Origin of the sequence: Streptomyces sp. NPDC021212 (assembly GCF_044332925.1) — a bacterium.
In the GTDB taxonomy this organism is placed as follows: Bacteria; Actinomycetota; Actinomycetes; order Streptomycetales; family Streptomycetaceae; genus Streptomyces.
The window spans coordinates 23481-44953 of record NZ_JBIRPZ010000025.1; the positions used below are offsets into that span (position 1 = coordinate 23481).

Below are 21473 nucleotides of genomic sequence, written 5' to 3' on the forward strand. Positions count from 1 at the left end.
CCGGCGGGTTTCATGCCCGCCGGGGGCGTTCTTCACCCGGTCGGCCGCCACTTTTATGAACTTATCGGGCATATAGGGACGTATGATCCTACGGTGGTGAAGCAGCGAGCGCTTCGCGCTCAAGGCCGTCGTTGCGTCCTGAAGGAGCCGTATGCCCCGCTTCACCATCGTCATCGCCGCCTACCGCGTGCAGGGCTATCTGCAGGCCTGCCTGGACTCCGTGCTGACCCAGTCGTTCCGCGACCTGGAGGTGGTGGCCGTCGACGACTGCTCGCCGGACCACTGCGGCGCCATCATCGACTCCCGCGCGGCCCGCGACAGCCGGGTGGTGCCCGTGCATCAGCCCGTCAACTCCGGCCCAGGCCAGGCCCGTAACGCGGGGGTCGAACACGCCACCGGCGACTATCTGCTGTTCCTCGACGGGGACGACACCCTCGCGCCCGGCACCCTGGAGGGCCTCGCCGAACGGCTCGCCCTCACCGAGGACCCGGACATCCTCTACTTCAACCATGTGCGCACCTACTGGTCGGGGCGCACGGCGCCCAGCGTCTTCGGGGAGCTGCTGGCCTCGGCGGGCACCGATGTTTTCTCCATCCTGGAGCGCCCCGAATTCCTGCGGATCTTCGCGATGTCGTCCAACCGGGTCTACCGCCGCGCCTTCTACACCGGCCACGGCTTCGCGTTCAACGAGGGAATCTACGAGGACGCCCTGCTGTCGTATCTGACGATGCTCACGGCCCGGCGCATCACCTGCGTGGATTTGGTCGGCCTGGAATACCGTCAGCGCCGGGTCGGTGCCAGCACGGGAAGTCCCGGCGAGAAACACTTCGTCATCTTCGACCAGTACGCCCGGCTCTTCGCCTTCCTCGACGAACATCCGCATCTGAACCCGCTGCGGTGTCTGCTCTTCGAACGGGCCGTCTCCCATTTCCTGTTCTGCCTCGACCGCCGCTCCCGGGTGGCGACGGCCGACCGGCCCCGCTTCTTCCGCCGGGCCGCCGCCTGGTACGGGACCCACCTCCCGGACGGGTTCACGCCGCCCGCCGGGGCCGAATGGCGCTTCGCGGCGCTCGCCCGTAGCTCCTTCGCCCGCTACCGGGAGCACGAGATGGCGACGCGGGCCGTCTCCGGGGCCCGCAAGGCCAAGCGGATCGCCCGCGCGGCGCTGGCCGTACGGGGCAAACGGGCCCTGTACCGGGCCCACCGGCAGCGCCCGGTCGAACCCAATCTCGCCGTCTACAGCGCGTACTGGGGGCGGGGCGTGCTGTGCAACCCGGCGGCGATCTACTACAAGGCCCGGGAACTGGCGCCGCACATCCACGGGGTGTGGGTCGTCAAGAAGTCGGAAATCGCCTCGCTCCCGGACGACATCGACTACGTCATCGCGGGAACCCGGGACTTCTACCGGACGGTGGCCCGCGCCGCCTATCTCATCAACAACGTCAATTTCCCCAACGACGTCGTCAAGCGGCCCGGCACCGTGCATCTGCAGACCTTCCACGGCACCCCGCTCAAATGCATGGGCCTGGACCAGCAGCACTATCCCGCCGCGGCGGCCGGAATGAGCTTCGGGAATCTCCTCAGCCGCATCGACCGCTGGGACGTCGCCCTCTCCTCCAATCCGCATTCCAGCGAGGTGTGGGAGCGGGTCTACCCCGCCAACTACCGGCTGCTGGAATACGGATATCCGCGCAACGACGTGCTGGCCTCGGCCTCCGCGGACGACGTCCGGCGCGCCCGCGCCGGGCTCGGAGTCCCGGAGGGCCACACCACCGTCCTCTACACCCCGACGATCCGCGACTACCAGAAGGGGTTCATGCCCCGGCTGGACCTGGAGCGGGTCAGCCGCGGCCTGGGACCGAACACGACGCTCCTGGTGCGGGCGCACTACTCGTACCGGCCGTCGGCGGCGCTGCGCGCACTGGACGAGGCGGGACTCGTGCGGGACGTGTCGCGCCATCCGCGGGTCGAGGAGCTGTGCCTGGCCGCCGATGCGCTCATCACCGACTATTCGTCGATCATGTTCGACTACGCCCTGCTCGACCGGCCCATCGTGATCTACGCGGACGACTGGGACACCTACCGGGCCGCGCGCGGCGTCTACTTCGACCTGTTGTCGGGCCGCCCCGGCGACACCCCGGGCCCGGTGGCTCGCACCCTGGACGAACTGATCGCCGTGTTCCGCGAGGGCCGGTGGTGCGACGCCGAAGCGGCCGCGCTCCGCACCGCGTTCCGGGCCCGCTTCTGCCCGTACGACGACGGGCACGCGGCGGAGCGCGTCGTACGGGCCCTCATGCTGGGCGAGGACGTCACCGCGCAGCCGGTGGCGCAGGGGCGGCCCGACAGCCGTACGGTGCCGTCGCCACACGGTGTGCGGGCGCACGGCGGCGCCCTGCCCCCGCACACCGCCCAGCCCACCCGCGCCTTCCCCGACCGCGAGTGATCCTTTCGGCCCCGAGTCCGGAGTCAGGAGCCCGCCATGCCCGCGTCCCCTCCCCGTGCCAGCGTGATCATCCCCGCCTACAACGCCATGCCGGAGCTGACCCGTTCCGTCACCTCCGCGATGGACCAGACCCTCGGCCCGGACCGGATCGAGATCATCGCGGTGGACGACGGTTCGACCGACGGCACCGGCGAAGAGCTGGAGCGGCTCGCCCGCGCGTGCCCCGCGCTGCACGTGATCCACCAGGCGAACTCCGGCTGCGCGGGCAGCCCCCGCAACACCGGCCTCGACCGTGCCCGCGGCGACTTCGTGTTCTTCCTCGACTCCGACGACTACCTGGGGCCGGACGCGCTGCGCCGCATGGTCGCCATGGCCGACGAGAACGACACCGACATCGTGCTCGGCAGGATCGCGTCGGTGGGCGGCCGCGCCGTACCGCGGGCCGTCTTCTCGCACAACCAGCCGCGCACCGACATCTTCTCCTCCCACGCCTATCTCACCCTGGGCCCCTGGAAGCTCTTCCGGCGTTCGCTCATAGAACGGCTGCGGCTGCGCTTCCCGCCCTACCGCAACTGCGAGGACAAGCCGTTCACCGCGGCCGCCTATCTGAACGCCTCCGGCATATCCGTGGTCGCCGACTACGACTGCTACTACGTCCGCTACCGCGAGAACCGCAGCAACCTCACCCTCACCGCGTCCGACCTCGTCCACCGCATGGACGGCATCCGGCTGTGCTTCGAGACCGTGGCCCGCCATCTCGAACCGGGTCCCCGCCGGGACCAGATCATGCGCCGTCACGTCGAGTGGGAGCTGTGCGGTCCGCTGCGGGGGCTGCTGCCGCGTGAGAGCGAGCGGGACGCGCGTGAGCGCTTCTTCCCCGAGTTCCGGCACTTGGCGCGGACTTGGGTGACCGACACCATATTCCAGCGGATCGACGCCCCGGACCGGCTGCTGATACATCTGCTGCGCGCCGACCGCTTCGACGACGTTCTGGCCGTCGCGCGCGACGCCAAGGAGGACGCGGGCCGCGGCCATCTGGTCGACAAGGGCCGCGTCTACTGGCTCCACCCCTTCTTCCGCGACCACACCGCCGACGTCCCCGACGCCTGTTTCGACATCACGGACCGGCTGCCGGTCCACCACCGCCTCGACGCGGCGCACTGGCACGGCGGAGTGCTGCGGCTGACCGGCCGGGCCGCCATCGAGGGCATCGACGCGATCGACCCGGCCACCGACGTCATCCTGCGCAAGTACGAGTCCGACCGCCCCGAGATCCGGGTGCCCACCACGCCCCATCCCCCCGGGTCGCCCGGCTTTTCCGTCGGCATCGACCCGGCCACCGCAGACGGCGGCGCACCGCTGGAACGCGGCCTGTGGAACATCTACCTCGACGTCCGGGCCCAGGACGTCAGCCGTATCGTGCGGTTCGGGAGCGTCCGCGAGGGTCGGGCCTCCGGTGAGGCCACCCGGCCGACCCGGCGCGCGGTGACGACTCCGGGGGGCGAACCCGTGGTGGTGGTCCCGTACTTCACCCCGTACGGCAATCTCTCGCTCGACGTCGGCGAGGTCGCCCACCGTCGTGAGGACGCCGACGACGCCCCGTGCGAGGTGACCCGGACCGGCTGGCACGGCGCCAGGGTCCTGATCGTCGGCGGGCGGCTGACCGGCGCGGCCGTCCGGGACGGGGCCGGGCTGCGGCTGCGCGCCGAGAGCGGGGCGGGCGTGGTGCGCGAGGTCGCGGTGCGGTTCGAGCCGGGCGATGGCTCCGGCTCCTCCGGTGACTTCACCGCCCGGCTGCCCGTCGGACGGCTGACGGCGGGCCGCTGGACGCTGACGCTGGTCATGGCGGACCGCAGCGTCGTCGTGCCCAGCCTGGGCCGGCTGGCCCCGACCCGCTGGCTCCGCTTCGGCCGTCCGTACTACGCCAAACCGCTCACCCGGCCGTCGCCCTCGGCCCTCGCGCTTGAGGTGGCGCCCATCAAGGTCGCCGAGGGTGTGCGGCGGCGACTGCGGGGGGCCCGTATCGGCGGGTGAGTGGCGGTCAGGTGCGGTGGCCGAGGCGGTTGCGGGCGGCGGCGAGGAGGCGTACGGGGGCGATGCGCAGCTCCAGGGTCGCCGCGCCGCGGCCGGTGAGCGGCTTGGCGTAGTACGGACGGCCCCGGCGCAGCCAGCGGGTGCCGGGCAGCCGCTCGGGCGGCGGTACGGGCGCGGCGCACGGCGGGCCGTCGCCGCGGCCGACGAGGGCGAGCGTCACCGTCCAGCGGCCGCGGCCGAGGTCGCGTACCGGCAGCCGGGCGGTGAACGCCCCCGCCGGGTGGCCCGCCGCGTACCGCACGGGGTGGTCCACGACGCGGCCGTCGGTGTGCTCGGCGCGCAGCCGCAGCACCCGGTCGCGGGGCGGCGAGCCCGGCGGCAGCAGCCGCCCGGCGACGACCAGCGTGCCCTTGTCGGACGGATGCCACAGCGCCTCGGTCACCTCGCAGGGCGCGCCGCCCGGGGCCGGGCCGATGTCGAGGGAGAGATTGCCGTACGGGGTGGTGAAGTACGGCGTGACGCGGGCGCGCAGGCCGGGCCCCGCGGTCACCACCCGGCGCGCGGTGCCGATGTCGAGCCCCTCGTCGTGGCGGTTGCCGAACCGTATGGTGCGGCTGACGCCCTCGGCGCGTACGTCCAGGAAGACATCCCAGACGCCGGGGCGCAGCGGGGCGCCGCCGTTGGCGGTGGCGATGTCGACATCCGCCGCGAACTCGCCGTCCGCCGCCTCGCCCTCCGCCGTCTCCTGGGCGATCGCCGTCACCGGTATGCACAGTTCGTCCATGGCCTCGCGGCGGCGCAGCACCAGTGCGGTGCGGTCCTCGGGACCGGCCTCCAGGCCCTTGACCTCGGCCCGGCCGCGGACCCGCAGGGTGGAGCCGCCGTGCCAGGCCGCGCCGGTGAGGTGGTGGCGGACCGGCAGCCGGTCGGTGACGTCGAAGCAGTCGTCGGGGACGTCGGCCGCCGGGTCGCGGAAGAAGGGGTGCAGCCAGTACACGCGCCCCTTCTCGACCAGACGGCCGCGGCCCGCGTCCTCCTTCGCGCTGCGGATGACGGTCAGCAGATCGTCGAAGCGGCCGGTGCGCAGGAGGTGGACCATCAGCCGTTCGGGCGCGGTGAGGGTGCGGAAGAGCGCGTCCGAGCAGTGGTCGGTCGCCCAGCGGCGCAGCTCGGGGAGGAACCGGGTCCGCGCGTCGGCCTCGTTCTCGCGGGGCAGGGCGCGCAGCACGCCGCACAGCTCCCGGCGGATGTGGTGCCGCATCACATGGTCGCGGCGCGGGCCCGGCTGGGTGTAGCGGGCGGCGGTCTGGAACAGCAGCCGGATGGCGTCGATGCGGTCGGTGAGGCCGGTGCGGGCGGGGTGCCTCCCGGCCTCGTCGCGGGTGAGGTGGTAGCAGTCGTAGTCGGCGACGACGGAGATGCCGGAGGCGTTGAGGTAGGCGGCCGCGGTGAAGGGCTGGTCCTCGTCGGTGCGGCAGTTCTCCGGGAAGCGCAGATCGAACCGTTCGATGAGGGAGCGGCGGAACAGCTTCCAGGGGCCGAGGGTGGAGTAGGCGTGCGAGCCGAGGACGTCGGTGCGCAGCTGGTTGTGGCGGAAGGCCGCCCGGGGGACGCCGCGTCCGCTGGGGGAGGCCATCCTGCCGAGGACGACGTCGGTGCCGTTCTGGTCGGCCATGGCGACCATGCGGCGCAGCGCGTCGGGGCCCAGCCGGCCGTCGGCGTCGAGGAAGAAGACGTAGTCGCCGCGGGCGAGGTCGAGGCCGGTGTTGCGGTGCCTGCCCGGTCCGCCGCCGGGTTCCTCGTGGACGACCTTGAGGGCGGGGCAGTCGGCGGCCAGCCGGTCCAGCTCGGCCGCGGTGCCGTCCGTGGACCCGGCGTCGATCGCGATGATCTCCAGCCGGGCGATGCCTATGGTCTGCTCCATGGCGGAGGTGAGGGCGCGGGTCAGGGCGGGCATGGCGTTGCGGGCGGGGACGATCACGCTGACGCGGGGGCGCGGGCCGGGGCGAGGGGTACGCGGCAACATGCGGACTCCGGAGGGTGAGATGGGGCTCAGGCTGCGTCGCCGGGGGGCGCGGACGGGCGGGTGCGGTCGGAGTTGCCGCGGGTCCCGCGGTCGTGGTCCGTGGCCCATCTGCCGTCGGTGGGCGCCTGGATGAGGCCGACGGCTATGACGTGCTGCGTTCCCATGATCGCTCCTGTGTTCCTGGTGGCTGCTCCTGGTGGCTGCTCATGGTCGGGGCCGGGGGTGAGTGACGGGTGTGGGACGTACGGCCGGCCGGTGACGGACCGGCGTCCGGGGCGCCCCGGTACGACGTACGGAACGCCGAACCCGTTCACTTCACTTCGCGGGCGGCGGCGCGGCGGGAACGGACGGAGCGCAGGTGCACGGTGCGGCCGGCTGGTGCTCATCGGGTGCGTCGGGCGCATCGGCTGCTCCCTCGTGGATCGTCTGCGGTTCGCGCAGCCGGATGAGCGCCTCGCCCTTCGCGGCGAGCGCGTCGACCGCCTCGTTGAAGCGCTGGATGGACGGCGGGTTCGTGGGGCCGAGCAGATACGCCTTGAGCTCGTGGCGCGCGGCGCGCAACGTGTCCCGGGTGGGGTCGAAGAGCAGCCGGAGCAGGTCGTCCACCCCGGCGGCTCCCGGGCCGAGCAGATGGGCGGCGCGGGCCACCGTGTGCTGCCGCCGGAACTCCTGCGTATCGGTATCGGTACCTGTATCGGTGAGGGCGTACGGCTTGAGGGTGGCGATGAAGTCGGATACCGGGCCGGAGAGATCACTGATCAGCAGATCGGCCTGGTCGAAGCAGGAGTGGAGGGACGGTCCCGTCGTCTCGACCACCTGGTGCAGCCAGGGCGGCGAGGCCGCCCAGTGAGCCCGGTGCCACTGCTCGCTCAGCTCCCTGGCCTCGTCCGCCGCCGGATCGGGGGCCGCGCTGTCGCGGGTGAGCATGGCCTCGTCGGCGTACGCCGGGCGCAGCCGTGCCCCGTGCGCGGCGATACGTCTCGTCAGCTCGGCGCGGCAGCGGGCGGCCTCGGCGCGCAGCGCCCCGGCTTCCTCCGGCTCGTCCGCCCCCTGCCCGGCCCGCCGCTCGTTCGCCGCGCCGATCAGGGCGACGACGCGCCGGTGCGCGGCGCGGGCCGCGGCGGACCGGCGGCCGGTGGAGGGGCACGGCCGGTAGAGGACCCGGACCGGCGGCTCGCTCTCCAGCAGCCGCCGTACGAGCGACTCGCCCCCGGCCGCCGGCGACGCGTCGCCCGGGGCGTACAGCACGGTGGGGACGGACGCCGGGGCGCGGTCGTCGTCCTCCTGGACCCGGACGCCGTCCAGCTGGGGCCGCCCCACCTCCACGATGTCCGCGTCCTCGACCCCGACCGCCGCCTCCGCGTACCGCTGCCGCCCGGCCCGGCCCGCGACCCACACCTGGTCGTAGACCTTGCTGTACGGATCGACTCCGGCGGCCGTGTCGCCGTCGCCCAGGAACACGTGCTGCATGGTGGGAACGCGCAGCAGATGGATGTTCTCGCCGACGTTCGCCGGATAGAGCGCGACCCGTACGCTGCCGAGATCCAGCGCCCGCAGATGCGTCGCGTCCGGCACGCACAGCACCGGCAGCGCGGTCGGCCCCAGCACCTCCAGCAGCTGCCGCTCCCGCAGGATCACCAGCGCCGGGGCGCGCAGCGCCGCCACCGTCTCCAGCCATGTGTTGCCCTGCTGCCCGGTGAAGTAGAGCACCGTCTCCGGCCGGTGCCGCGCCAGCCAGGCGTTCACCTCGGCCAGCACCCGCGCCGGTCCCGGCAGCCGGCGCGACCGCACGAGGTACGGCAGCAGCGCCAGCACCGTCACCACACACCCCCCGGCCGCCGCCGCCAGCCCCGCCACCACCCAGCGGGCATCCCCGGTGACCAGCGTCGCTCCCAGCCCGGCCAGCGCGGACACCTCGTACGCCAGCATCCGCAGCCCCGGCCATTCGGTCAGCCGCCGCGGCGGCCGGTCGCTGATGCGCAAGCCCCGCAGATCGATATGGCGCGCCGCGACCGCGAGCCGCCGCCGACGGCGCATCAGCGTGCAGATCGCGGCATGCAGCGCCTGACCGCCCAGCAGACACAGCACCGTCGCCATCGCCGACGCCAGCCCCACCGGACCGGTCACATGCATCCGCCCGAGCAGCAGGAGCATCAGCACACACCGCAACTCGAAGCGCAGCGTCTCCCCGATATGCAGCCGCCCCAGACGTCCCATCAGCCCCGGCTCGCTGCGCTGCAGCACCAGATCGCCCCCGACCCCCACCACCCACGCCCCCACGAACACCCCACCACTCCCACCCACGGCAGTCCCCGCCATCGTCACCAGCCCCCCGGCCACCACGGCAAACGCCGCGAGACCGCGGGGACTCCTGATACCGAGGCGATTCATGGCGCGCGTCCTTCGCGGTGGATACGTCGTACTGAGAGCAAACCCTAGGCGACTCGCCGTATATGCGCCTTTTGTCGCCTCCGATGGAGTACGACCCCATGGGAGGCTCTGTTCGCGTGCGCAGAGGGAGGCCGGACATGAGGGAGGGGCTTGTGGTTCTGGACGAGGCGGACGGCTTCGGGGATCCCTGGGAAGGGGTGGACGCCCAGGCCGTGGGGGAGGCGGCTCGGCGGCAGGGGGAGCGGGCGGTGGCCGGGGTGGGGGACATGGCGGCGTACCTCGATGCCCAGGTGTCCGACGTCTCCCATCGGGCGGGAGGGTGCCAACTGCTCGCCGGGGAGTGCGTACGAGGGTGAATTAGCTCGATCGTGTGATGGTTGACTTTCGAGCTTGTGGTGGTGTGGGCTGTTCGGGCTAGGGTGAGCGGGCGATCTGGGACGCCGGGTACGGTGCCAGCGTGCGGGGCCCCCGCTCCACCAGCGAGATGGTTCGGGGCCTCCCCGTCGCCTCTGGCCGTATCCACATGGCCAGGTCGTGAGGGATCTGGCCTCCCGGGATCGGACCACGCACAGGATGCGTGTCGCCGCCCCGGGGCTGAGTACGCCGGGGACCAGTGCGCCCAAGACCGTTCGGGGCGTGCGGCTGAGCGGACTCACTCCTGCTCAGTCCCCAGGAACGGTACCGAGTCGGCCGGCGGGCCGCCCGGTGAGGGCTGGGCGTACAACGATGTCCGGGTGAACCTGACCGCGCTGGCGCTCACGGTGCTGTTCCGCCGCGCGCTGCCGGACGTGCTGCGGGATCGCGTCATGGCGCCGGTCGGGGCGTCGTCGTCCTGGTCCTGGCACGGCTACGAGGACTCGTTCGTGGACGTGGACGGCACCCGTGTGCCGGTGGTCTCCGGGGGCGCCCACTGGGGCGGGGGGCTGTGGATCAGCGCGCTCGACCTGGCCCGCATCGGGCAGCTGTGCCTGCGCGGCGGCCGGTGGGGGCGGGCCCGGGTCGTCTCCGCCGGCTGGATCGAGCAGATGTGGACGCCGTGCCGGGTCAAGCCGAACTACGGGCTGTCCTGGTGGCTGAACGACCACCGCACGGTATGGCCGTCCGCCCCGGCGACCGGGCGCTGCGCCCGGGGCAACGGCGGCGGTCACCTGCTGTGGGTCGACCCCGCCCGGGACCTGGTCATCAGCTCCCGCTGGGGCGCCGGTGTCGAGAGCCTTCTCGCCGAGGTGTCGCGGGCGGTCAGCGCGGGGCCGCGAGGTGTTTTGCCAGGCGCCGGGGGCCCGGCATGATCCACAAGGCGCCCCCGAGGCGAGTGAGGGCGGGGCGGAGGGTGCGGGGGCGGTAGGGGGCGTTCCAGGCGCAGGGGAAGGACGCCCTGTCGGGGGTGAGGAGGTTCGTCGTCTCGTCGCAGACCAGGATCGCGATCAGCCAGCGGCGCACGGCGCGGTGGAAGGCGGGGGTGAGGGGGCGGGGGGCCAGGAGCCAGTCGCGGGACTGGGGGCTGACCGCCTGCCGGTAGGTGGTCTCGTCGTAGCGCTGCCAGGGGGACTCCGGGGTGATCGGGTGCAGGCCGTAGTCCATGGCGGTGAGGGGGGTCAGGGCGGTGCGAAGGGTTTCGTGGTCGGCGCCGGGGAGGAGTTCGCAGATGATCCAGGGGCGGTGGCGGCGGATCGTGGCGAGGGCGCCGGTGAGGACGGCCGCTTCGTAGGTCTCGACGTCGATCTTGATGAGGTGGGGGACGAGACCGCGGTCCTCGGTGACGGCGTCCACCGTCGTGACCGGGACGGTCACCGACTCGGTGTGCTTGCGGTGGGCCGGGTTGAGGGAGTTCGAGGACTCCGACTTGTGGGAGAAGTACAGCTCCGCCGTGCCGGGTTCGGAGGCGAGCGCGGTCTGCTGCACCTCGTAGTTCAGGGCGTTGCAGAGGCGGATGCGGCGGCAGAGGGCGGCGGTCTGCGGGGTGGGCTCGAAGGCGATGGTGCGCGGGCCGCCGCCGGTGCGGGTGCCGGTGGTCGTTCCGCGCCCGTAGATCGCGTCGATCAGGGCCGAGTACAGCCCGATGTGCGCCCCGATGTCGTACACCGCGCTGCCCGCCGGGGCCTGGCCGGCGAGGGCCAGCAGGGTGGCCTGGGTGGTGGGTTCGTAGCCCGCCAGGCCGGAGCGGCGCAACTGCCGCTGGACCGCGGTCTGTTTGCGGCTGAGCACATTGAGCGCGCGGGGGTACGGGCCGCGGGAGGCCAGGACGTCCGGGTTCAGCGGGAGGGTGATGGCGAGGGGCATGGCTGCCGCGGCTCCTGTCGGGTGACGGCCCGCTCCAGCGGGCTGGGAACGGGGAAGTAGGCGTCGAGGAACGGGCGGAGCAGGGCCAGCTGGGCGGCCAGGTCGTGCTCGGAGGAGACCGTGTCGTTGAGGCAGAACGCCTGGCAGCGGCGCGACCGCAGCAGTTTCGCGAGCCGGGAGTGGATGGCGGGCCGGGAGAGGTCGACGTAGTCGTAGCGCAGCTGGGCCGGGATCGCGCGGCCGGTGAGGAACGCGTAGTAGTGGTGCAGCGAGGACGGCAGGGAGATGTCCGAGGCGGAGCGCACCCGGTTGGCCGTGGTGGCGCGGATCGGGTCGGGGAACTCCCGCTCGATCTCGGCGAGGACGCTGGTGCGCACGGCGTGCGGGGTGTGCTTCATCTTCTGGGTGACGGTCGCGCCGAACCGGCCCTCCAGCAGCCGCCGGTTGTTCTTGCCCGCCGCCGATACGGGGACGTCCAGCTGGTCGGCGGGGGCCAGCGGGATCAGCGCGCGGGAGGGGAAGAACTTGCTGACGCCGTTGGCGAGGAAGAAGTCCTGGGGGGTGACGGGCGAGCCGAGGAAGACGTCGTCGTTGAAGTAGAGGAAGTGTTCGGCGAGGCCCTTGATGTGGTGCAGCCGGGTCTCGATGGCATGCGAGTTGAAGGTGGGCAGCACGGTCGGGTCGTCGAAGATGTCCTCGTGGTCGACGACGGTGATGCCCGGGTGGTCGAGCGCGAGCCAGGGCGGAACCTGGCGGTCGGTCACGATGTAGATGTGGCGCACCCAGGGGGCGTACAGGTGCAGCGAGCGGAGCGAATAGCGCAGCTCGTCGCGGTTGGCGTAGCGGGCGGCGTTGGCGGCCTGCTCGTGGTAGCCCACCCCTCCGCCCTCGCCGGTCACGGCGGCGCGCCGCCGCTGCCACTGCGGGTCCGAGCCGTCGACCCAGGTGTAGACGACGTCGATGGGGAAGCGGACCTCGTCCGGCAGCCGGGTGGTGAACTCGGGGCGCGTACGGACGAGGGGGCCCGGGGACCAGCCCTCGGCCGGGGCGAGCCGGGTGAACATCTGGTCCGGCGCGCGTACGGCGTCGCCGGTGAGCGGTACGGAGGCGGTGGTGCGGTTGGGGCGGGGGGCGTGGAGGTGGCTCTTGGCCGTGTGTCCGGCGGGTTCCGGGATGCCCGGGGCGGGGGCAGGGCCGTCTGCCGGGCCGCGCTCCCAGAACTCGATGTCGCAGCCGTGCGACGAGCCCAGGACGAGATCCCCGCGCGGGGTGGTGTGGAAGCGGGTGAAGCGGACGACGGGCTCGGCGGCCAGCCGCCGCCAGACCCGGGGCGCGGCGCCGAGGCGCGGCGCGCCCGCCCGGCCCCGCCGGCGCGGGGACGGCGAGACGTAGCCCGCCTCGCGGGCGCACAGCGCGCCGAGCGCGGCGACCACCGCCGCCCGTTGATCCGCCCGAACGCCCACGGCGGAGGAGACGTTGCTGTAGCAGCGGATGACGAAGTGGTCGAGCCGTGCCAGGTCCAGCGCCTCGCACACCAGCCGCAGGTTCTCGGCGCGCGCGAACAGCGGGGTGGGCGTGGCGACGACGGTCGCGATCCGGGTGCCGCGGTCGTCGGCGACCACCATGCGGTCCGGTGCGGACAGCAGCCCCGTACGCACCAGGCGGCCCAGCCGCCGCCGCGCCCAGCGCAGCCGTAGCGCACCGGAGGTGAGGGACAGCCGGCCCAGTCCGCGCAGGGCCGCGAGGCGCAGCTCGGCGCCGATCAGGGCGATGATCGCGCGGCGGAACCGCAGCGGGACCGTACGCCGGTAGCCGCGCACCAGGGGCGGATCGGCGAGCCACGGGGGGCGGCGGGCGGCGGGCGGTGCGGTGAGGGGCATCGTGCGTCCTGGGGCGGGCGGCGCAGTACGGGTTCCTCACACCATCATCTGAACGCCGCCCGGATGGGGCGGCGGCATGGCGGGCCACCGCCCAAAGTGCCCCCGTTCGGCCCAGCGGGTCATTCCCCTGTCCCGCCCCGGCCCCGGCCCCGGCGCCGCACGGGGCCGGGGCCGGGGTGCGGGCCGGGGGCTACTTCACGGCGCCTGCCATGACGCCCGCCACGAACTGGCGCTGGAAGGCGAAGAAGACGGCCAGCGGGATGATCATCGAGACGAACGCCCCGGGGCCCAGGATGTCGATGTTGTTCCCGAACTGCCGAACCTGCTGCTGCAGCGCCACCGTGATCGGCGGGTTGCCGCTGTCGGCGAAGATCAGGGCGACCAGCATGTCGTTCCAGACCCACAGGAACTGGAAGATCCCGAGCGAGGCGATCGCCGGGGCGCCCAGCGGCATCACGACGCGGAAGAAGAGCCGCAGCTCGCCCGCGCCGTCCAGGCGGGCCGCCTCCAGCAGCTCCCTGGGGATCTCGGCGAAGAAGTTCCGCAGTAGGAAGATCGCGAAGGGCAGGCCGAAGGCGGTGTGGAAGAGCACGACGCCGGTCGTGGTCTGGAAGATGCCGATCTCGCCGAAGAGCTTGGCGACCGGGATCAGGGCGACCTGGATCGGGACGACCAGCAGGCTGACGACGATCAGGAACCACCAGTCGCGGCCGGGGAAGTCCATCCAGGCGAAGGCGTAGCCGGCCAGCGCGCCGATGACGACGACCAGAAGGGTCGCCGGGATGGTGATGGCGAGGGTGGTCCCCAGCGAGTCGGTGATCTGCTGGTTGCCCAGCAGCTTGTCGTACGCGTCGAAGGTCAGCTGCGACGGGTCGCTGAAGACCTTCCACCACCCCGAGATGTCCACCTGCGACGGGTCGCGCAGGGAGGACAGCAGCAGCCCCGCCGTCGGCATCAGCCAGAAGAGCCCGATGAGGACGAGGACGACCTGCACCACCCCGCCCCCGGCCCGTTCGGCGATCCGCCCGATCAGGGACCGCTTCGCCTGTACGACCGTGTCCGCGCTGGTCATCGGCGGCTCTCCCTTCGGATCCGGCGGATGTTGACGAACATGACGGGCAGCACCAGCAACAGCAGCAGGACGGCGATCGCGCTGCCGAGGCCCTGGTTGACGTCGGTCCCGAAGGACGACTGGAAGAGCTGGAGCGCGAGGACGTTGGCGTCGTCCTGCGAGGGGCCCGGCGCGATGATGTAGACGAGGTCGAAGATCTTCATCACGTTGATCATCAGTGTGACGACGACCACCGAGAGCACCGGCGCCAGCAGCGGCACGGTGACCCGCCGGAAGACCTGCCACTCGTTGGCGCCGTCCATCCGCGCGGCCTCCATCAGCTCACGCGGTACGCCCGCGAGCCCGGCCGCGATGAGCACCATGGCGAAGCCCGCCCAGATCCAGACGTACGAGCCGATGATGGCCGGGGTGACGAGGGACGGGCCGAGCCAGTCGATGCCGTTGTACGGCGCGGAGAAGTTCCAGGCGGGCAGCCGCAGCTGGGCGCCCTCGGCCTTGGCGGGGAGGGCGTACGTACCGTCCGCGGCCGAGGTCGTCTTCGCGACGACCTTGCCGTCCTTGACCGCCTCGATCTTGAGGTCGGCCATCGCCTTCTCGCCCTTGTCGATGGCGCCTTCCTTGCCGAGGCCGCCCTTGGTGAAGTCGAACCAGACGGTGCCGGTGACCTTCCCGGCCTCGGGCCGCGCGGCCTTGGCGTCCTGCGCGCCGCTGATGTCGTCGCGCTTGGCGGCGACCAGCGGAATCGAGGAGGGGGACCCGGCGCGGACGGTGTCCCGGGTGGTGAAGGAGCCGCCTCCGGACTCCGTCAGCCCGGCGTCCGGGCGCGGATGGGCGCCGGGGAAGGGCGGCGAGGCGCTGAACGAGTCATGTACGCCCACCCACATGGCGTTGGCCACGCCCTTGTCCGGGTCCTGGTCGTACACCAGCCGGAAGATGATGCCCGCGGCCAGCATGGAGATCGCCATGGGCATGAAGACGATCAGCTTGAACGCGGTCGCCCAGCGCACCCGCTCGGTGAGCACGGCGAAGATCAGGCCGAGCGCGGTGGAGATGGTCGGCGCCAGGATCAGCCAGATGATGTTGTTCTTGATCGCCGTCTTGGTCGCGTCGTCGGAGAACATCTCCGTGTAGTTGTCCAGGCCGACGAAGCCGTTGCCGCTCGCGTCGAAGAAACTGCGGTAAACGGAGTAGCCGATCGGATAGACGACGAGCGCGCCGAGCAGCACCAGCGCGGGCAGCAGGAACACCGCCGCCAGCCAGGGCCGGGTGCCCAGGACGCTCTTCCTCTTCTTGACGGTCAGTGGTGAGGCCGGTGGGGCGGACGGCGCCCGGCCAGGTGTGGCCGCGCCGCCCGCTGTCGCGGTCGACATATGTGGATCTCCCGGTCGAGTCGTCAGTTCTTGTACGCCTTGGCGGCATCGGCTTCCAACTGGCGCTGGATTCCTTCCACGTTCCTCGGGTTCTTGAGGAAGTCCTGGAGCGCTTTCCATTCGCCCTGGGCGGGCTTTCCACCGAAGGAGGCCGGGGCCTGGTCGGACATGTCGAACCGGAAGTCATTGCCCGCCGCGACGAGCGCCTTGGCGATGTCGCGCATCGGGTCATTGGGATACGCGCTGAATTTGACGTGTCTGTTGGCCGAGACGAACCCGCCGGACTGGGCCCAGATGGTCGCCGCGTCGGGCGACGCCAGGAACGTCAGCAGCGCCTGCGCGGCCTTGCTGTTCTTCAGCGCCACGCCCACGTCGCCGCCGGTCACCACCGGCTTCTTGGCGCCCACCGCCGGGAACGGGAACACCTTCGCGTCCCCGCCGAGTTCCGCGCCCGCGTCTTGGACGTTGGCGGCGACGAAGTCGGCCTCGAAGACCATGCCCGCGTCGGGCTGGGCGGCATTGCCGAACGCCTTGGTGACCGAATCCGGGAACGCGGTCTGCAGCGCCCCGCTGCGTCCGCCCGCGATCAGGCCCTTGGCGCCCCACAGCTGGGCGAGGGTTTCCAGCGCCTTCTTGACGGACGGGTCGGTCCATTTGATTTTGTGCTGGGCGAGCTGGTCGTACTTCTCCGGCCCCGCCTGGGAGAGGTAGACGTTCTCGAACCAGTCGGTCAGCGTCCAGCCGTCCTGGCCGCCGATCGCGATCGCGTCGGTGCCGGAATCCGAGATCAGCTGGGCCTGCTCAAGGAATTGGTTCCAGGTCTTCGGCACCTTCGCGCCCGCGTAGTCGAAGGCCGAGGTGTTGTACCAGAGCAGCGACTTGTTGCTGGCCTTGAAATACACCCCGTACTGCTTGCCGTCGTACGAGCCGAGATCCTGCCAGCCCTTGGCGAAGTTCTTGTTCACCTCGGCCTTGGCGGCGGCGTCGAGCGGTTTCGCCCAGCCCTTCTGCGCGAATTCGCGCATGACCCCGACCTGGCCGACCATCGCCACGTCCGGCGGTGAGCCGCCCGCGACCTTCGAGCCGACGAAGCCCGCCATGTCGTCACCGCTGGGCACGAAGGAAACCTTGGCACCGGTGCGCTTTTCGAACTCCTTCAGCACCTTGGTGAAGTTCTCCTGCTCCGTCCCCGTCCAGACGGCGGTGACCTCGAGCTTCTGGCCCTTGAGGCTGGGCAGCTTCACGGTGACCGGCGGTGGGCCGCCGCTGACCGTGTCCCCGTCGTCGCCGCCGCAGCCGGCGACGGTGAGCATGAGCGCTCCCGCCGATGCCGCGGCCAGCGTGGCTCGTGCCACTCGCCTTTTCCGCTTCCTGCGAAGCGATTTCTGCATCCCCGTTTCCCTCCGATGCCGACCGCCTCGCGCGCGGTCGTGTCCCGTGCGACAGTCCTACGCCCGGTCACCCAACGTGGCAATACTGTTTTCGGCGTTCACTCACGGTCGTGACCGGGCCGTGATGAACGCCAAAAACGCACAGGTGGTGCGGAACTGGGAGATCCGTGATCGGTTAAAGCGTCAATTGATCGGTGGGGTGAGTGGGGTGAGCGAGGCGGACGGAGCGGGCGGGCCGTGGTGTGGCCCGTCCGCTCCGGTTGTCCCTGTGACCGTCAGATCAGCGCGGGTGCGGTCGGCGCGTCCGCCGACTGCGCGGCGCGCTGGAGCGCGCTGGCGAGCAGCGCCAGATCGGTCGGCCCGTTGCCCAGCTCGCGCAGCGGGCGGCGGGCCGGCGGATCGCCCATCCGCTCCCACTCCAGCGGTACGACCGTCGGCCGCTGGGTCGCGGTCCGCGGTATCCGCCCGGTGACCCGGCCCGCCTGGAACGGGGTCGCCGCGCCGTCGTCGGGGCGCAGCAGGCGGCCACGGCCGGGGGCGTGCTCACCGCCGGACTCACCGGACGTGTCGGAGGCGTGGCCCTCTCCGTTCGGCCGCTCCGGCCGCCCGGACGGGGCGGGGCCCAGCGGACGGGGCTCCAGCACGATCCGCAGCCCGGCCCGCTCGACCGCCGCCGTATCCGCCGTACGGTCCGGGCGGCCGGATGCCGCCACCAGGTGGACGCCGAGATGGGCGCCGTCGCGGGCGATCGCCTCCAGCGCGCGCACCACCGAACCGGCCGCCGGGCGGCCCGGGCTGCCGAGGGCCGGGGCCACCAGCGCGTCGAAGTCGTCGACGAGGACGACGAGGCGGGGGAGGGGGCGCGGAGCTTCCGCGGTACGGGCTTCGGGCGCGTGCTGCTCGCCCTGGTCGCCCTGGTCGTGGCGGCCGCCGCGCTGGGGGCGCAGCTTCAGCGTCGTACTGGGCGGGGGGTCGATGTCACCGGGGGAACGCGGCGCGATCACCCGCTGGGGAGCGCCGCCGGGCGCGCTCGCGCCCGTACCCTCCCGAAGCCGGGTGTGCCAGGTGACGAAGTCCAGCCGGCCCAGCAGCTCGGCCCGGCGCTTCAGCTCCGACGTGAGCGCCTGTGCGAACTCCCGCATCCGCACCGGGTCGGAGGCGGCCAGATACGTCGACACATGCGGCAGGTCGGTGCAAACCCGCAGCCCCTCGCCGCGCTCCGCCCCGCCGCCCGCCCCCGCGCCGTCGAGGAGCACCAGCTCCAGCCGATCGGGCCGCTCGGCGGCCGCGAGGGAGGCGGCCAGCGACCGCAGCAGCTCCGTCTTGCCGGTGCCCGCGCCGCCGTCGATCAGCAGATGCGGGCCGTCGGCGGCCAGATCGACGGCGACCGGCCCGCGCGGCCCGGCGCCCAGCACCGCGAGCGCCCGGCCGCCCGCCGGGACCTCGTCCGCGGCGGCCGCCCAACGCGCCATCAGCGAGGCGGGCGTGGCCCGGGCAAGCCCCAACTCGTCCAGCAGCCGGGCCGAGTCGGGCAGCGGGGCCGACACCTGCCGCCCGGGGTCGCCCTCTTCGCCATGGCCGGAAGCGGCCGGGCGCAGGGGCGCGAGCGCCCGCGCGAACCGCTCGGCCCACGCCCCCGACACCGCGTCCACGGTGGCCGCCGTGGTGGCCCCGGCCGCCCACATGGGCACGCCCGCGCCGCCGGTGGCGGCGTCCCGGCGCACGATCTGCAACCCGGTGGCCACATCGCCGCTCAGCAGCGCCGCCACCTCGCACGACGAGAACGCCGCGGAGGCCGCGCACGCCGTCTCGTAACTCACCGACAGCGGTGAGGCGGGCGACGCGGCCGGGGCCTCGGCCAGACACAGCAGGTGGATCCCGGCCCCCGGGCCGCCGACCGCCAGCCGCGCGAGCGTCTCGCGCAGCGCGGGCGGGCCCGGATCGCCGTCCACGATCACCACGGTGTACGGCTCGGCCGGGCCAGCGGTGGCGTCCTCCAGCCGCCGCGTCAGCTCCGCCGTACGGGCCGTCACCTGCTCCGCGTCGTACGCCAGCAGCAGCCGGCAGTCCTGCCCGCGCAACGGCTGGAGGTGCGGCAGCCAGCCCAGCCAGGACCACTCGGCGGGCCGGTCCTCGGTGCTGAGCAGCACGATCTCCAGCGTGCTGGGGGAGTGCAGCGCCGCGAGCTGCGCCACGACGGACCGGGCGAGCCCGGCCAGCCGCCCGCGCGGCCCCGCCAGCCCCAGCGAACCCGCCTGCCGCAGATCGACGGTCACGGGCGCGGCGGGCAGCAGCCCGCCGGCGCCGGAGAGCCGGTCGGCGGAGCCGAGCCGCACGGTGAGCGCGTCCGGGTGGCCCGGCCCGCGCTCCCACAGCCGCGGCCCCGGCCCCAGCGCCGTCATCAGCACGGCGGCGGGGTCCGGCCACCGCCGGTGCAGCGCGGCGGCCTCCTCGGCCGCCCGCGCCGTCAGCTCCTCGGCGCCCGCGGGCGCGTCCGCGCCCGGCTCGTCCCCGCCCCGGCCCCCGGTCAACTGCCGCACCCAGGCCCCTATCCCGCGCCGCCGGACCTGCGCCCCGGGCGCGTCGTACGCGTACGCCCCCGCCTCGCCGATCCCCTGCGGCACGGTGGTCCCCCGCAACGGCGTCCCCCGCCCGCCGCGCGGCCCGGTGCCGGCCGGACCGCCGCCGTACGGCGCGCCGCCGCCCGCCGGGCCCGGCGCCCAGGAGTCGTGCGCGCCGCCCGGCCCGCCACCCGCTTCCGGGCCTCCGGCCCACGGTTCCTGGCTACCGCGACCGGGGCGGCCAGAGCCGCTGGGCGTGCCTCGGTGGCCTGCGGTGTGCCCGCCATCGCCCGGCCATGGCTCCTGCGCGTCGTGCGCCGGGGCGCCCGGCTGCCCGGCGGGGCCGCTGCCTGTGGGGTACCTGCCCGCGCCCGGCTGACCGGCGGCGGTTGGGCCGCCCTGCGGCGAGCCGCTGTCCGCCGCAGGGCCTCCGGCCCAGGGGCCGGGGGCTGCCGCGCGCCCGCCGGGGGTCCGGTTGCCGTGAGGCGCGTTGCCGCTCGCGTCCGGCTGCCCGGTGGTCCCGCGCTGCGCGGGGTGCCCGCCGGTGTCCGTTCGGCCGTCGCCGCCCCGGCCGCTTCCGGTCGAGGTGCCGTAGGGCGCGCCTCCGGCGGTGCCCGGCTGCCCGGGGAAGCCGCGTTCGTCGGCCGACCGTCGGTCGGTTGGGCCGCCGTGCGGTGGGCCGCTGTCCGTTGCCGGGCCTCCGGCCCAGGGGGCCTGGGTGCCGGGGTGCCCGGAGTGCGGTCCGCCGCCCGCGGCGCCCGGGGCGGGGTGGGTGCCCGTGCCATGGGTGGTGGGGGCTTCGGGGTGGGCGGCGATTCCCTGGGCGCCGGCGTGGGTGGCGGCGTCCCACTGGCCGACCGGGGCCCAGCCCCGGCCGGGGTTGCGGGGGGTCGGGACCGGGGCGCCGGTCCAGGGGCCCGTGGCGTGGGCCACGCCGTCCGTGCGGGGGGTGACCCGCAGATGGCCCTCGCCGTCCGGGTGGGCGGGGAGGCGCACGGGGGAGGACGGGGCGGTGGCGGGCGTACGCAGCCGCAGCGCGGATTCGCCGATCCGGAGCAGCGCGCCCGGCGCGAGCGGTACGGGGTCGCGGCCGACCGGGGCGCCGTCGGCGGCGGTGCCGTTCGTCGAGCCGAGGTCGGCGATGGTCACCCGGCCGTCCTCGGTGACCGTCACGGCGCAGTGCAGCCGGGAGACGTCGGGGTCGTCCAGGGGGACGTCGGCGTCGGCGGAGCGGCCGATGCGGACCTGGCCGCCGTGCAGCAGGTGGACGCCGCCCGCGTCGGGCCCCGCGATCACGTCCAGGTGGACCGTGGCGTCGGACACCGCCGCCTCGGGCAGGCCGGGGTAGCCCGGGTAGCCGGGGTAGTGGTCGGGGTCGGCCGGGGCGTGGAGGGAGAGCACCGCGCCGTCCACCAGCGGCGGCTCGCCGAGCGCGCAGCGCTGTGCGTCGAGCCGCTCCGAGCCCGCGTACACCACGACCGCGCCGGTGCCGCCCCCGGCGTCGTGCCCGGCCGCGGCGACGGCGGCGGCGAGGCCGCTCGTCACGGAGGCGAGGGCGGTGCCGACGGGAGCGGTCACGAGCACGTCCACCGCGCCCGCGAGGGCGTGCGGCGGCGGCGCGGGCGCAGGACGGCCGGAACGGCCGGGGTGGGCGCTGCGCGGCCCGAGGACGGTCAGCCGAATCTGCATCGCCGTCAACGGTCCCTTCTGTCCGGGGGGCCGGGCGGGGGTGCCAACCCGCCGTCTCGCCCCCAGGCGCTTCGGCACGTACAGGTCCGTACGGGGTCGTACGGATCACGGAGCGTGAGCCCCCCGCCGCTCGGCGCTTCCGTGCTGCGTGCATCCTCGCACCTGCCGCTGACACTTCGCCCGCCGCCCGGCGCGACATGATCTTGATTGGTCGGCTAGTCGGCCGAAACTGGCTGATTGCGACCGGATCCGCTGCGTGAGTGCTGCGTGAGTGAGGACCTGATCCACTGTGCGAGGACCTGATCCCCTGTGTTAAGAGGGCGGGAGTGGGCAACC

General features: G+C 73.4%; 13 protein-coding genes. 4 read left to right on the plus strand and 9 right to left on the minus strand.

From position 1 onward, the window contains the following. Window positions 1–151 precede the first annotated feature (151 nt). Together ACH4SI_RS40595 and ACH4SI_RS40600 are read left to right on the plus strand one after the other, a co-directional pair. Window positions 152–2443 (plus strand): CDP-glycerol glycerophosphotransferase family protein, encoded by a 2292-nt coding sequence (locus ACH4SI_RS40595; RefSeq protein ID WP_398305569.1) that lies wholly within the window; start codon window positions 152–154, stop codon window positions 2441–2443. Window positions 2444–2479: 36 nt separating this feature from the next. Further along, window positions 2480–4477 carry a glycosyltransferase family 2 protein gene (locus tag ACH4SI_RS40600; RefSeq protein WP_398305572.1) on the plus strand — a complete coding sequence of 666 codons (1998 nt, stop codon included), beginning with the start codon at window positions 2480–2482 and terminating at the stop codon, window positions 4475–4477. A 7-nt stretch (window positions 4478–4484) separates the two neighbouring features. Here ACH4SI_RS40600 and ACH4SI_RS40605 read toward each other — a convergent pair whose 3' ends face one another. The 3 genes from ACH4SI_RS40605 to ACH4SI_RS40615 all read right to left on the minus strand — a co-directional run bounded on the left by ACH4SI_RS40605 (window position 4485) and on the right by ACH4SI_RS40615 (window position 8894). After that, on the minus strand, window positions 4485–6503 hold the full coding sequence (locus ACH4SI_RS40605) for a glycosyltransferase (RefSeq protein ID WP_398305575.1): 2019 nt from the start codon (window positions 6501–6503) through the stop codon (window positions 4485–4487). Between the two features lie 26 nt (window positions 6504–6529). Then, complete coding sequence (locus ACH4SI_RS40610; RefSeq protein WP_398305578.1) at window positions 6530–6667, minus strand: hypothetical protein; 138 nt, start codon at window positions 6665–6667, stop codon at window positions 6530–6532. Window positions 6668–6818: 151 nt separating this feature from the next. Then, window positions 6819–8894, minus strand: a complete 2076-nt coding sequence (locus ACH4SI_RS40615) for a hypothetical protein (protein WP_398305581.1) — start codon at window positions 8892–8894, stop codon at window positions 6819–6821. A 137-nt stretch (window positions 8895–9031) separates the two neighbouring features. Between ACH4SI_RS40615 and ACH4SI_RS40620 the strand changes: the two genes are divergently transcribed. Together ACH4SI_RS40620 and ACH4SI_RS40625 are read left to right on the plus strand one after the other, a co-directional pair. After that, entirely contained in the window at window positions 9032–9250 is a 219-nt protein-coding gene (locus tag ACH4SI_RS40620) for a hypothetical protein (protein ID WP_398305584.1), read from the plus strand. 93 nt (window positions 9251–9343) lie between these two features. Further along, window positions 9344–10183: a serine hydrolase domain-containing protein gene (locus tag ACH4SI_RS40625; RefSeq protein WP_398305587.1), complete on the plus strand. Its 840-nt coding sequence runs from the start codon at window positions 9344–9346 to the stop codon at window positions 10181–10183. Here ACH4SI_RS40625 and ACH4SI_RS40630 read toward each other — a convergent pair. The 6 genes from ACH4SI_RS40630 to ACH4SI_RS40655 form a co-directional block, all read right to left on the minus strand. Then, a complete protein-coding gene (locus ACH4SI_RS40630; RefSeq protein ID WP_398305590.1) occupies window positions 10134–11174 on the minus strand; it encodes an FkbM family methyltransferase in 1041 nt (346 codons plus the stop codon). The genes ACH4SI_RS40625 and ACH4SI_RS40630 overlap by 50 nt on opposite strands. Continuing rightward, entirely contained in the window at window positions 11147–13054 is a 1908-nt protein-coding gene (locus tag ACH4SI_RS40635) for a stealth family protein (protein WP_398305593.1), read from the minus strand. Before ACH4SI_RS40635 ends, ACH4SI_RS40630 begins: the two co-directional genes overlap by 28 nt. A gap of 190 nt (window positions 13055–13244) precedes the next feature. Continuing rightward, complete coding sequence (locus ACH4SI_RS40640; RefSeq protein ID WP_398305596.1) at window positions 13245–14126, minus strand: carbohydrate ABC transporter permease; 882 nt, start codon at window positions 14124–14126, stop codon at window positions 13245–13247. Next, window positions 14123–15496, minus strand: a complete 1374-nt coding sequence (locus ACH4SI_RS40645; RefSeq protein WP_398305599.1) for a carbohydrate ABC transporter permease — start codon at window positions 15494–15496, stop codon at window positions 14123–14125. Before ACH4SI_RS40645 ends, ACH4SI_RS40640 begins: the two co-directional genes overlap by 4 nt. Before the next feature lie 23 nt (window positions 15497–15519). Beyond that, entirely contained in the window at window positions 15520–16887 is a 1368-nt protein-coding gene (locus tag ACH4SI_RS40650; protein WP_398305602.1) for an ABC transporter substrate-binding protein, read from the minus strand. Window positions 16888–17162: 275 nt separating this feature from the next. Further along, window positions 17163–21137, minus strand: a complete 3975-nt coding sequence (locus ACH4SI_RS40655; protein WP_398305605.1) for an FtsK/SpoIIIE domain-containing protein — start codon at window positions 21135–21137, stop codon at window positions 17163–17165. Window positions 21138–21473 lie beyond the last annotated feature (336 nt).

Excerpts from the sequence above, each read along its gene's own strand:
- ACH4SI_RS40595 (WP_398305569.1), top strand. The coding sequence starts at position 152 with ATGCCCCGCTTCACCATCGTCATCGCCGCCTACCGCGTGCAGGGCTAT.
- ACH4SI_RS40600 (WP_398305572.1), top strand. The coding sequence starts at position 2,480 with ATGCCCGCGTCCCCTCCCCGTGCCAGCGTGATCATCCCCGCCTACAAC.
- ACH4SI_RS40605 (WP_398305575.1), bottom strand. The coding sequence starts at position 6,503 with ATGTTGCCGCGTACCCCTCGCCCCGGCCCGCGCCCCCGCGTCAGCGTG.
- ACH4SI_RS40610 (WP_398305578.1), bottom strand. The coding sequence starts at position 6,667 with ATGGGAACGCAGCACGTCATAGCCGTCGGCCTCATCCAGGCGCCCACC.
- ACH4SI_RS40615 (WP_398305581.1), bottom strand. The coding sequence starts at position 8,894 with ATGAATCGCCTCGGTATCAGGAGTCCCCGCGGTCTCGCGGCGTTTGCC.
- ACH4SI_RS40620 (WP_398305584.1), top strand. The coding sequence starts at position 9,032 with ATGAGGGAGGGGCTTGTGGTTCTGGACGAGGCGGACGGCTTCGGGGAT.
- ACH4SI_RS40630 (WP_398305590.1), bottom strand. The coding sequence starts at position 11,174 with ATGCCCCTCGCCATCACCCTCCCGCTGAACCCGGACGTCCTGGCCTCC.
- ACH4SI_RS40635 (WP_398305593.1), bottom strand. The coding sequence starts at position 13,054 with ATGCCCCTCACCGCACCGCCCGCCGCCCGCCGCCCCCCGTGGCTCGCC.
- ACH4SI_RS40640 (WP_398305596.1), bottom strand. The coding sequence starts at position 14,126 with ATGACCAGCGCGGACACGGTCGTACAGGCGAAGCGGTCCCTGATCGGG.
- ACH4SI_RS40645 (WP_398305599.1), bottom strand. The coding sequence starts at position 15,496 with ATGTCGACCGCGACAGCGGGCGGCGCGGCCACACCTGGCCGGGCGCCG.
- ACH4SI_RS40650 (WP_398305602.1), bottom strand. The coding sequence starts at position 16,887 with ATGCAGAAATCGCTTCGCAGGAAGCGGAAAAGGCGAGTGGCACGAGCC.
- ACH4SI_RS40655 (WP_398305605.1), bottom strand. The coding sequence starts at position 21,137 with ATGCAGATTCGGCTGACCGTCCTCGGGCCGCGCAGCGCCCACCCCGGC.